This window comes from Ruegeria sp. O5 (assembly GCF_056535105.1).
Window position 1 is genome coordinate 292,941 of sequence record NZ_JBQERN010000001.1, and the last position, 11,504, is coordinate 304,444.

11 protein-coding genes and 1 tRNA gene are annotated in these 11,504 nt (G+C 56.0%); 3 read left to right on the forward strand and 9 right to left on the reverse strand.

The genetic code is table 11. From position 1 onward, the window contains the following. Window positions 1-28: 28 nt before the first annotated feature. The 3 genes from ACR0M3_RS01450 (at window position 29) to rpsI (ending at window position 2,544) form a co-directional block, all read left to right on the forward strand. The gene (locus tag ACR0M3_RS01450; RefSeq protein ID WP_480909375.1) at window positions 29-1,432 is read left to right on the forward strand and encodes an aminotransferase-like domain-containing protein; all 1,404 of its coding nucleotides are present in this window, start codon (window positions 29-31) and stop codon (window positions 1,430-1,432) included. Between the two features lie 161 nt (window positions 1,433-1,593). Next, window positions 1,594-2,052 carry a 50S ribosomal protein L13 gene (gene rplM, locus ACR0M3_RS01455; protein WP_209503960.1) on the forward strand — a complete coding sequence of 153 codons (459 nt, stop codon included), beginning with the start codon at window positions 1,594-1,596 and terminating at the stop codon, window positions 2,050-2,052. Between the two features lie 6 nt (window positions 2,053-2,058). Next, window positions 2,059-2,544 (forward strand): 30S ribosomal protein S9, encoded by a 486-nt coding sequence (gene rpsI, locus ACR0M3_RS01460; RefSeq protein ID WP_209503959.1) that lies wholly within the window; start codon window positions 2,059-2,061, stop codon window positions 2,542-2,544. 68 nt (window positions 2,545-2,612) lie between these two features. Here rpsI and ACR0M3_RS01465 read toward each other — a convergent pair whose 3' ends face one another. The 9 genes from ACR0M3_RS01465 to ACR0M3_RS01505 form a co-directional block, all read right to left on the reverse strand. Then, window positions 2,613-3,773 carry an ABC transporter substrate-binding protein gene (locus tag ACR0M3_RS01465; protein WP_480485676.1) on the reverse strand — a complete coding sequence of 387 codons (1,161 nt, stop codon included), beginning with the start codon at window positions 3,771-3,773 and terminating at the stop codon, window positions 2,613-2,615. Between the two features lie 25 nt (window positions 3,774-3,798). Further along, window positions 3,799-5,685: an AMP-dependent synthetase/ligase gene (locus ACR0M3_RS01470; RefSeq protein ID WP_480909377.1), complete on the reverse strand. Its 1,887-nt coding sequence runs from the start codon at window positions 5,683-5,685 to the stop codon at window positions 3,799-3,801. Window positions 5,686-5,690: 5 nt separating this feature from the next. After that, window positions 5,691-6,464 (reverse strand): ABC transporter ATP-binding protein, encoded by a 774-nt coding sequence (locus tag ACR0M3_RS01475; RefSeq protein WP_480485672.1) that lies wholly within the window; start codon window positions 6,462-6,464, stop codon window positions 5,691-5,693. Beyond that, window positions 6,461-7,225, reverse strand: coding sequence for an ABC transporter ATP-binding protein (locus ACR0M3_RS01480; RefSeq protein WP_480909380.1), 765 nt, complete (start codon window positions 7,223-7,225; stop codon window positions 6,461-6,463). Before ACR0M3_RS01480 ends, ACR0M3_RS01475 begins: the two co-directional genes overlap by 4 nt. Beyond that, window positions 7,222-8,319 carry a branched-chain amino acid ABC transporter permease gene (locus ACR0M3_RS01485; RefSeq protein WP_480909383.1) on the reverse strand — a complete coding sequence of 366 codons (1,098 nt, stop codon included), beginning with the start codon at window positions 8,317-8,319 and terminating at the stop codon, window positions 7,222-7,224. Before ACR0M3_RS01485 ends, ACR0M3_RS01480 begins: the two co-directional genes overlap by 4 nt. Before the next feature lie 3 nt (window positions 8,320-8,322). Next, window positions 8,323-9,198 (reverse strand): branched-chain amino acid ABC transporter permease, encoded by an 876-nt coding sequence (locus ACR0M3_RS01490; protein ID WP_480485668.1) that lies wholly within the window; start codon window positions 9,196-9,198, stop codon window positions 8,323-8,325. A 75-nt stretch (window positions 9,199-9,273) separates the two neighbouring features. Continuing rightward, complete coding sequence (locus ACR0M3_RS01495) at window positions 9,274-10,302, reverse strand: alcohol dehydrogenase catalytic domain-containing protein (protein ID WP_480909386.1); 1,029 nt, start codon at window positions 10,300-10,302, stop codon at window positions 9,274-9,276. A gap of 209 nt (window positions 10,303-10,511) precedes the next feature. Further along, window positions 10,512-11,066: a hypothetical protein gene (locus ACR0M3_RS01500; RefSeq protein ID WP_480545581.1), complete on the reverse strand. Its 555-nt coding sequence runs from the start codon at window positions 11,064-11,066 to the stop codon at window positions 10,512-10,514. 249 nt (window positions 11,067-11,315) lie between these two features. Then, window positions 11,316-11,405: transfer RNA gene (locus tag ACR0M3_RS01505), tRNA-Ser, on the reverse strand. Window positions 11,406-11,504 lie beyond the last annotated feature (99 nt).

An 11,504-nucleotide genomic window follows, 5' to 3' on the forward strand; every position in this document is an offset into this window, starting at 1 on the left:
TTGTGTCAAAAGCAAAGGAAGAATTGTAATGGATACAATTTGGCCAGAGGCGCTACCGAAATCCAAAGGACCGAAATACACTCTGGTTGCAGACACAATTCGAAAAGCCATAGATAACAAATCTTTGGAAGTCGGCGTCAAACTTCCTCCGGTGCGCGAACTGGCGTATCGCCTGCAAATAACGCCTGGTACAGTCGCGCGCGCCTATACAATCCTGACAGATGAGGGGTTGTTACAAGCCGAAGTCGGGCGTGGTACATTTGTTGCGCCGCCGAAATCACCTATTCTTGACGACGTTTGGGCGCGGCAACTGCATCTTCGGGACGACAAATACAATGCCAATGTAAGTCTGTTCAGCCCGAGGTTGGCAGATATGGGGCAGGTATCCCTGATCCGTGAATGTCTGAAAAAAGTGTCGCAAGCCGATCCTGGTTTGTTTCTGAATTACCCGACGCGTGACGCGTACCAGCCCGTGCGACAGGCGGTTGTGGACTGGTTGTCAGACCTTCCGCTGGGCGCACTGACCCATGATGATATTGTGTTGACACATGGCGGCCAGAACGGGCTTTGCGTTGTGTTTCAGACGATCCTGCGCGGGCCCAAACCTGTCGTACTGGTCGAGGACCTGTCTTATGCCGGGTTTCGTCGCGCAGGCGAACTGATGCGCGCGGAAGTGGTCGGTGTGAAGATGGACAAATGGGGTGTCGATCCCGCAGCGTTGGAGCATGTTCTGCGCCAGACCACAGCGCAGGCCGTCTGTGTGTCGCCAGAAGTTCAGAACCCAACGGGCGCGCACACACCGTTGGAGCGGAGGAAAGAGATCGTTGAGATTGCCCGTCGCTTTGATTTGCAGATCATTGAAGATGACTGCTATCGCATGGGCGATGCCCGAGAGCCCAGCTTTCGGGCGCTGGCGCCTGAACGGGGATGGCACGTGTCATCAATCTCGAAGATTCTGACACCGGCATTGCGTGTGGGTTTTGCTATCGCCCCCAGAGAAAGAAGTGTCGATTTGCGCCGTTCCGCTGAATACGGATATTTCGGATTGGCCCAACCCTTGGCGGAATTAACCCGTCATTTGTTGTCCGATCCGCGCACGCGCCAGATCGCCAAGGATGTGCGCACACGGATGGGGGATTATCTACGCGTCGCCGTCAATACCCTGGGTGGGTTTGATCTGAACTGGGGCCCGGACGTTCCCTTTGTCTGGCTGAGCCTTCCGTCTGGCTGGCGGTCGGCCGCATTCAGTCGCGCGGCCGAGCGGGAAGGGATACAGCTCCGATCCGCCGACGAATTCGCGCTGCGCGATGGGCGCGCGCCGAACGCTGTACGTATTGCCATGAATGGCCATGTGTCGCTGGAACGGTTCGAGGACGCGATGCAACGCCTGCGCGTACTATTGGACAATCCACCTGAACAAATCAGCGTTTGAAGATGGGGTAAAATAATACCTATTTTTTAAGTATTTGTTTTTACATGCATAAATAAGACAAGTGCCGCTTGACCTGCGTGCAGGCACCTCATAAAACCCGTCCATCGAATTCGGGCCGCTCCGCTGGGGCGGTCTTTCACATCAAACAGGACTATCCTGCCATGAAAACCTTTTCTGCAACACCTGCAGACATCGACAAGAAGTGGATCCTGATCGACGCCGAAGGCGTTGTTCTGGGCCGTCTTGCTTCGATCGTCGCCATGCGCCTGCGTGGCAAGCACAAAGCGTCGTTCACCCCGAACATGGACATGGGCGACAACGTCATCGTGATCAACGCTGACAAAATCCAGATGACCGGCAAGAAGCGCGAAGAAAACTTCTACTGGCACACTGGCCACCCGGGCGGCATCAAGTCGCGCACCAAACAGCAGATTTTGGAAGGTGCGCACCCCGAGCGCGTGGTCTTCCAGGCCGTCAAGCGCATGCTGCCAGGCAACCGCCTGTCGCGCCAGCAGATGACCAACCTGCGTATCTATGCCGGTGCCGAGCACCCGCACGAGGCCCAGGCCCCCGAAGTTCTGGACGTCAAGTCCATGAACAAGAAAAACACCCGGAGCTAATGACCGATGGTTGATCAGATCAATACTCTCGAAGAGCTGAGCGCCGTCGCAGGCGTTGAAACCGTGGCCGAAGAAGTCATCGTGCGTGAACCCGTACGTGACGAGCTGGGCCGTTCCTATGCCACTGGCAAGCGTAAAGACGCTGTTGCCCGCGTCTGGATCAAGCCGGGTTCCGGCAAGGTCACCGTGAACGGCAAAGATCAGGATGTCTATTTTGCACGCCCCGTTCTGCAGCTGATCCTGCGCCAGCCGTTCCAGGTTGCCGGCGTAGAAGGTGAATTCGACGTTGTTGCAACCGTCAAAGGCGGTGGCCTGACCGGTCAGGCCGGTGCGGTTAAGCACGGCATCTCGAAAGCGCTGCAACTCTATGATCCGAACCTGCGTGGCGCACTGAAAGCCGCTGGCTTCCTGACCCGCGACAGCCGCGTTGTGGAACGTAAGAAATTCGGTAAGCGCAAAGCCCGCCGTTCGTTCCAGTTCTCGAAGCGTTAATTCGCCGGGAATACCCAAAAGAAAGGGCTCGCACTTGCGAGCCCTTTTGCTTTGCGCGGGTCAGGGATTCATTCTTCGTAAACGAGTTTCCACGCACCGTTTTCAACAACGTTGACGAACACAGTATCCGCGCCCTGATGGTCTTCAGGACCATAGGTGATGTGGTTGCCGACCAGATCGTCCTGATAATCCAGAGTTTCCATCGCTGCGATGAAACTGTCCTGCGTCAGATCGGGGCCTGCGGCTTCTAACGCCTTGACCATCATCTCAGCCGCCGAATAACCCAGCATGGCAAATCCGACCGGATCTTCGCCCGTGGCTGCCTTGTATTCCTCGATAAATGCGGCCGGGGCAGGTTGATCCGCACGCGCCCAAAGATCCTGCCACGAAGCTGCCGCGTAGAATCCATCAGTCACGCCACCAGGCACCTGCGCCACGACCGTTAGGAAACTGGCCGAGGTGCCGAGAAATTTCATATCAGTCAGGCCCATTTTCTTTGCGGTGCCCACGACGGTGATCGCCTGCCGCACCCCAAGCGCCATGGTGACGATATCGCAACCCTCTTCCTTGAGCTTGCTCAGCGATCCGACAAAGTCCGTTTCATCCGGTTTATGGGTGGTTTCTGATCCAAAAGTTATCCCGGCCTCTTCGGCTCCGGCCTTGCTGCCTTCTAGAATTTCCTCACCAAAATCTGTCGGCAGGTACATGGTGCAGACCGTCTTTGATCCAAACTCGCCTGACAGATAGTTCACACCAACACGCGCCTGATCGAAATAGGTCGAGAAGGAGGTGAACTTGTTCCGCATGGGTTCCTGCAACATCTGACGCGCAGCAGTAAGTGGCGCCACGTTGGGAATGCCTTTGGGATCCAACAGCTTGAATCCTGCCATGTTCATCGGCGTTCCAAGCGACTGCAACATGGCAAATACCTTGTCGCGATTGAGCAATTTGTTATAGCCCTGCATGGCTCGCGGCATCTGATAGCCATTGTCTTCGACGACGTAACGAATTTTGCGCCCGTGCACGCCGCCAGCCGCATTCACCCGATCAAAGACGACATTTGCACCTTTGGTCGCCGGAACACCCACCGCGGCGAAAATCCCGCTCAGGTCGTTGACAGAACCAATGACAATCTCATCATCGGTCACGCCCTGTGTTTGCGCCCACCCAAGTGTTGCCGATGCTGTCAGCAGTGATGCAGCCGCCAGCCTGTTACGTAATTTCTTCATCTCTTTCCTCCCGTTAATCTTTTGGTCAAGTGTACATGTCTTCGATCAGGTGCCCGTGTTTCTTTTCCACCAGTCCGCGCTTCAGCTTCATCGTGGCTGTAAGCTCGTCGTCTTCAGCGGTCAGCAGGACGTCAATCAGACGGAAATCCTTGATCTGCTCGACCCGGGCAAACTCTGCATTCACAGCGGCAATTTCTGAACTGATCAACTGCCTGATTTCCGATGCTGCGCATAGCGAGGCGAAATTCGAGAAGGGGATTTTATGGCCCTGCGCGTATTTTTCGACATTTTCCTGATCAATCATGATCAGTGCCGTCAGAAATTTGCGCCTGTCCCCGATAATGATTGCGTCCGCGACATAATGACTGAACTTAAGACGGCTTTCGATCTCGGCTGGGGTGATGTTCTTACCACCTGCGGTGATGATAATGTCCTTCAGGCGGCCCGTGATGGTGACATAGCCATCCTTATCTAATGTCCCCATATCTCCGGTACGCAGCCAGCCGTCGGCGGTAAAGGTTTCTGCCGTTTTCGCGTTGTTGCGCCAGTATCCCTGAAAAATGTTCAGGCCCTTCAGTTGGATTTCACCATCGTCCGAGATGCGGATGTCGCACCCTTCGACGGCTTTGCCTATGGTTCCGATCTTATTACTGTCTGTGGTGTTGAGTGTGGCAAGGCCCGAAGTTTCGGTCATCCCGAACCCTTCCACCAACGGCACGCCGATGGACCAGTACCATTTCAGCAGATCAGTCGAGATTGGGGCGGCACCTGTTCCGCCTCGTCGCAGTTTGTCCAGACCCAGCATCCGGCGCAGGTTTTTCAAAACCAGCTGATCCCAGAACCAGAATATGGTGGCGACGCCGGATGGAACTGGCTGGCCTGCGCTCAGATATCCGGCACGGCGCGCACCAGTTTTCAATGCCAGGCCGAATGCCAGCCGCCCCAAAGGTGTGGCTTCCTGCGTCAGGATCTGGACGTGTGAGTAGATCTTTTCCCAAACCCTTGGCACCGCTGTGAAGGTTGTCGGCGAGACCTCCTGAAGGTTTGCAAAAACAGTTTCAGGGCTTTCGGCAAAATTGACAGTGCAGCGGGCCGCCAAAGGAAAATAGACCGAGACATTACGTTCCAGAATGTGACACAAGGGAAGGAAACACAGCTGTTCATCGCCGGGCAGTGCTGGCAGCGCCCGTGCCGCGGATTCGACGGCGGCCAGAATGTTTTCATGGCTAAGCATTGCGCCTTTCGGCTGACCGGTTGTGCCCGACGTATAGACCAGCAAGGCAGTGTCCTGCGGTTTGGCCAATGCAATTTCCGCTTCGAAGCGCCCGGGCTCGGCCAGTTCTGCCTTTTGGCCCAAGGCGAACAGCTCGTCGATCATCATGCAGCGCGGATGGTTCAGGTCATGCAATCCTTCGTCCTCAAGGATGATTACCTTGATCAGATCGGGAACCTCGGTCTCAATTCCCAGAAACTTGTCCAGATGTTCTTCGTCCTCGACAATCAGAAACCGGCTGCCGCTGTCGTTGATCAGATACTGCAACTGACTGGCGGAATCCGTGGTGTAGACGCCGGAAGCGATACCGCCAACGCCCTGAATACCCATGTCGAGCCAGGCCCATTCCTTGCGATCTTCGGACAGGATTGAGACCACATCGCCACGCTCCAGTCCCAGCTTGCGCAAGGCCAGCCCGATCCATTTGGCATGCTGCCAGTAATCGGCCCAGGAATAGGACTTCCAGATACCCAGGTCTTTTTCGCGATGCGCCGTTCGGCTGCCCAGTTCGGCACATCGGCTTTGGAACAACTCAGCAATTGTGATGCAGCCATCAACACGCACCGGGCGCTGACCTGCCGTTGCGTTGAACTGAACGCCGTTTATCACGACCTGTGGGGGTAGGGGCGTGGCGTCCATCCGTCTTACCTCCACGTCTTTTTCCGCTTCCAGCGGCGGCTTTCGCGCGCGCCTTCTTCTTGTTTTCCAAGATAGAAGCTTTGAATATCCTCGGATCGCAAAAGCGCGTCCGCGGCCCCGTCCATGACAATGCGACCCACCTCCATGACATAGCCGTGATGCGCCAGTTCCAGCGCCGCGTTGGCATTCTGTTCAACCAGCAACATCGTCATATTCTGTTCTTCGTTCAGACGTTTGAGAATGCCAAAGATCTCTTGCACCAGCAGAGGGGACAGGCCCAAAGACGGCTCATCCAGCAACATGATACGAGGCCGGGCCATCAATCCGCGCCCTATCGCCAGCATCTGTTGCTGCCCACCCGAAAGGGTTCCGGCCTCTTGCGACCGACGGCTTTTCAGAACCGGAAAATAACGAAAAACCAGCTCACGATCCTGTTCGATCTGGTCTTTGTCTTTGCGGGTGTAGGCGCCGAGGCTTAGGTTTTCATCAACCGTTAACAGAGGAAACACTTCGCGCCCTTCCGGGATGTGGACCACCCCGCGCTGGACAACCTTGTGCGGCTCCCAGCCCTGGATGTCACCGCCGTCAAAGGTGATTGTTCCCTTTTCCGGGTCCATCACACCAGAGATGGTTTTCATCAATGTGGTTTTGCCCGCGCCGTTTGCGCCAAGGATCGACACGATTTTTCCTTCGTGTACATCCAGTGAAACGCCCCGAATGGCCATGATCGGACCGTAGAAACTTTCGATATTGCGAACTTGCAAGATCGGAGTGTTCATGAGGCTTTTCCCAGATAAGCCTCGATCACGGCCGGGTGCGATTGCACGTCTGCCGGTGGCCCGAGGGCCAGCTTTGCCCCATCTACCATGGCCAGGACCCGGTCGGACACGCCTGATACCAATCCCATATCGTGTTCGACCATCAGCACGGTAATTCCCATTTGCCTCCGGATATCGTCGATCCACCAACGCATATCGGTCGTCTCTTCCACCGACAGCCCCGACGCCGGTTCATCCAGCAACAGTAACTTGGGATCGGTCGCCAGGGCACGTGCCACTTCGACCACTTTGCGCACGCCGTAAGGCAGCCCTGAAATCATCTTGTCGCGATAGGCCTGCAAGTCGAGGAAATCGATGATTTTTTCAACTTTTTCCCGGTTCTCCAGCTCTTGCCGTCGAACTGCAGGGGTGAACAAAAGTTCCGAAATCAGGTTCGTAGTCCGATGCCTGTGTCGTCCGACCAAAAGGTTTTGCAGGACAGTTGCGTGTTCGAAGAGCTCGATGTTCTGGAAGGTTCTCGCCACACCAAAGGCCGCCACGCCAGACGGTTTGACCTGAAGCAGATCGTGACCATCAAACCTAATCGACCCTGAAAACGGTTCGTAAAAGCGCGAGATCAGGTTGAAGACCGTCGATTTGCCCGCGCCATTCGGCCCGACTATGGCAAAAACTTCGCCCTTCTGAACCTCGAAGGACAAATTGTCCACGGCCGTCAGACCACCAAATTTCAGGGTAACGTTTTCAAATTTCAGCAAGCTCATCTCAGACGCTCCGTCTTGAGATAGGATTTCTGCCGTTTGAACATGTCCTTGCGATAGAAGGGAAACAGTTCGAACCAGGTGCGGATTTTTAGCCAGCGGCCATAGATGCCCATGGGTTCGAAAAGGATGAAGCCGATCAGGATCATGCCAAAGATGCCGAACTCCAGCCCCGGAATGGCAACGGTGTTTCCGCCGATAATCGCGCCGACATATTCCTTTGAAATCGATAGAAACTGCGGCAAGAACCCGATGACGATTGCGCCCAGAAACGCGCCATGGATCGAGCCCAGCCCGCCGACAACGATCATCATCAGCAATTGGATCGAGATCAGGACGCTGAAGGTTTCATTGTTAAACGCACCAGCAAACAGACCCATCAACGCGCCGGCCCAACCTGTAACCGCACAGGACAGGGCGAATGAAATCATCTTTGTTCGCGCGATATCGATACCCATCGCCTGCGCCGAAACCTCGGAGTCGCGAACGGCGATGAAGCTACGTCCCAACGGGGCCCGCAGCAGGTTTATATATCCCAACGTGACCAGAACGGTGACAAACAGAACCAGCCAGTAAAAAAGATCAGGCGTCCCCCAGCGGTCAACCGTAAGGCCAAAGATCTCGACCCCGCCGATATACTTACCCGCGACACCACCAGTGATCGGCTCGGACAGAACGATGATGTCATCCATCAGGATGGACAGCGCCATGGTAAAGATCGCCAGGTAGATACCGTGAAGCCGCAGGGCAGGGACCGCGACGGTCACACCCGCGATCCCGGTCAGAATTCCGGCCAGCGGAAACGCGACTAGAAAAGGAACGCCTGCCTCAATCAGGGCCACGTTGGCGTAACAGCCAAAGGCCAGAAAGGCCGCATGGCCCAGGCTGACTTGCCCTGTATGTCCGGTCAGTATCATCAGACCCAGACCGGCGATGGCCCAGATCAGAACGTTTGTCAGTTCACCCAGATAGAAATCGTCCAGTGCGAAAGGCGCGGCCGCGACGACAAACAATAGAAGCAGATAAAGGCACAGCTGGAACCCGTCTTTCCAGGGGCGGATATCCTGTATGTAGTCGGTTTTGAAAACGATCCGCATGGCTCAGACCTTCTTGACCCGGACCTGACTGAACAGCCCGTTTGGCCGGAAGATCAGGACGGCAAGCAGCAAAGCGTATGGTGCGACCTGGCTGTAACCTGCCGCAATGTACCGGCTGGCGAAGGGTTCGATAATGCCGACAATCAGCCCTCCGGCCAATGCACCCGGCAAACTGCCGAACCCGCCGATAACGGCGGCGGCAAACGCCTTGATGCCCAGCAATCCTGTTGTCGGATCCACAGCCCCTTTTGCAGCAAAGAGAATTCCGGCAATTCCTGCAACGCCTCCGGCCAAAGCCCAGACCCATCCCTGAACACGCCTGACGGGAATGCCCATGTAATAAGCTGCCAGCTGGTTTTGCGAGGCGCCCTGCATCGCCAGACCCAGCTTGGTGCGGCTGAAGAAAACATAGAGTGCCCATGTCAGCAGCACCGTAACAACGATTATCGCGACATCCTCCATCCCCAGCACAAGACCGCCCATACGCACTTCTTTGCCCGCAAGCGGGTTTTGCAGCGTTTGCGGCTCGTGCCCCCAGATCAGACCGGCAACGAAACGGATCACAAAGCCCAAAGCAATGGTCAGTATGACAACGGCGGTCTGGCTTTCACCGAACAAGCGGCGAATGATCAGGCGATCCAGAAGAAAACCGAGCGCGCCCATTATTCCCAATGAAACAGGCAGAGCGAGCCAGAACGGCAACCCCATGTATTCGGTATTTGTCAGGCCGATGGTCACAAATGCGCCCAGCATCATGAAATCGCCCTGCGCAAAGTTCACCGCTTCGGTAGCCTTGTAGATCAGTACAAAGCCAAGCGCGATCAGGCCGTAGACACACCCGTTCGCCAGCCCGCTAATCAGCAGCTGCGCATTATCCACACTGTCCTCCCTCCACCGGTTTTCCAGCGTCTTCTTCCGCCCGCGTGTATCCTCCGGCAACGCAGGTGAGTTCTACTATGGGGCGATAATCACCTTTCCGTCACTCTTTTTCAGCGCTTCGGCAAGATTCGACACAAGATTTACGAGTGTAAGGTGTTCGGAAACATCCGTTTTCCAGCGACCATTGGCAAAGCGGGCCTGAACTTCGGCCACAACCCGCATCTGGTCAGCGGGCGGTGTCGACATCATCCATTGCGTCAGCCAGAAACCTTCGATCCGTTTGCCCATGAAAATCAGCTGGCCGGTCTGGGAAAGCGTTGGCGCTTCGGTCGAAAGTTTGCCGTAGCTGACCCAGCGCGCCCGGTTGGGCATGGCGCAGAACAGTTTCTCGGACAGTTGATCCGTCACCGCATCAAGGAAGACCCGCGGCTTCAGCGTGGCGCTTATCGCGGCAAACTTCTCGACGATTTCAGGATCGGACGTCACAAGCACTTCGGCAGCTCCAAGACTTTTCAGCGTGTCGACTGTCTCGGCCCGGCGCACCAGCGCGATGGGTTTCAACCCCAGATCACGCCCGAGGCTGCACATCAGTTTTCCCAATTGGCTGGACGCAGCGGATATCACAAATGCATCGCCGTCTTCCCTTGCCATGTCCACCATCGCCATCGCGGTGAGAGGGTTGACGATTTGCGCGGCGCCGTCATCATCTGAAATATCCGGACGCAAGGGAATACACATTTGCATCTGCGTCACGATGTATTCCGCCCAGGCGCCGGAACCTGCGGCCACGAAAGCGACGCGCTGTCCCTTCAGCGCCTCGGCACCTTTTCCGGTTGCAACGACGTCGCCACAGCCTTCGAAGCCGGCCGCGGCACCTTTGACGCGCGGCTGGCCGTATTCACCCTTAATGAAGTGGAGGTCGGACGGATTGACCGACGACGCGCGCAGGCGGATCAAAACCTGACCGGGGCCGGGATTGGGAACGGGCAGTTCCGCGGGTTCAAGCCAATCAGCCGCATTCTCGATGACTGGTCCGGTCGAAGTGGCCGAGTACCCGCCGTGTTTCAGGATGGCAGCTTTCATTGTTTGGGGCAGGTCAGTCATGGGATCGTCCTCAAGATGGCTTGTTCAATGTGCACACCCCCTTAAACAGGAGATTGCCAACGGGCGACCTCGGGGTGAGGATGTGTTGTCGGGGCAGCCAATCAAAAGCCGAACACTGGGTCAATTCAGAGAAACGATAACGTAAGGGCACGACTGGAAAATTGGCGTGCGGGGTAGGGGCCGGAAACTGGCAACCGGCCCCTTCTTTGTTACTGCTGCGTCAACAGCGCGGTCAGTTCCTGAATCTTCAAGGCGATGGTTTCAGGCGACTCTTTAATGTCATTTACAATCTTGATCGCCTGTTCTTTCAGATCCGTGGCCAATGTGCTGTCCTGAATCGAGCTCATGATACCTTCATAGTCGAAATTGGTGGGGTCCAGCTTGCCTTCCTGAATCCAGGAGCTCAGCAATTCCTGTCCCTGACCCGCCAGCGCCGCCACCTGATCACCGGCTTGCTGTGCTGCCTCGGATGCTTGTTCCGCAACAGACGAAGCTGCCTCACTGGCTTGGTCGGCAACCGACGATGCGGCTTCCTGCGCCTGTTCGGTCAAGGATGAAGCTGCCTCGCTGGCCTGTTCTGTTGCACCTTCCAGCGCATCAGACGCAGCTTCCTGAGCGGTTGACGCGGCATCAGCCACTGCATCGCCCGCCTCCTGCGCTGCGGATTGCACTTGTTCAGCCGGGGTTTGTTCGGACTGGTTGAGATAGTAGTAACCACCAACACCAACAGCGGCGATGATGATCAGGATAAGAATACGCGACATGTGTGTCTCCTTTGGAAAATGTGTCGCTGGGATGCGTTAAATGTAGCGGGGATACAAAGGGGAATTCCTGTGAATTCTCAGCAGAATACAGGTTTGGGCCGTGCTACGCTGATTGCACCAGATTTCACGGCAAGAACACGCCGGGTGACCCAGGCCACTACAGTTTCTGACAGCGGACCACTTGCAATTTTGTTGAGAACCCAAATCAGACCGGAAGACGTTTTCTGACAGCCTTCGATATTGGGATTGTGGCGGAGAGACAGGGATTCGAACCCTGGGTGGGCTTGCACCCACAACGGTTTTCGAGACCGCCCCGTTCGACCACTCCGGCACCTCTCCGCGGGGGTCTGTGAGGGGGGGATTTAGTCAGGAACGAACGGGGGCGCAAGCAGAAAATTCCGGAAATCGTGATTGCCGGGATTTTCCGTTGCCTGCCAG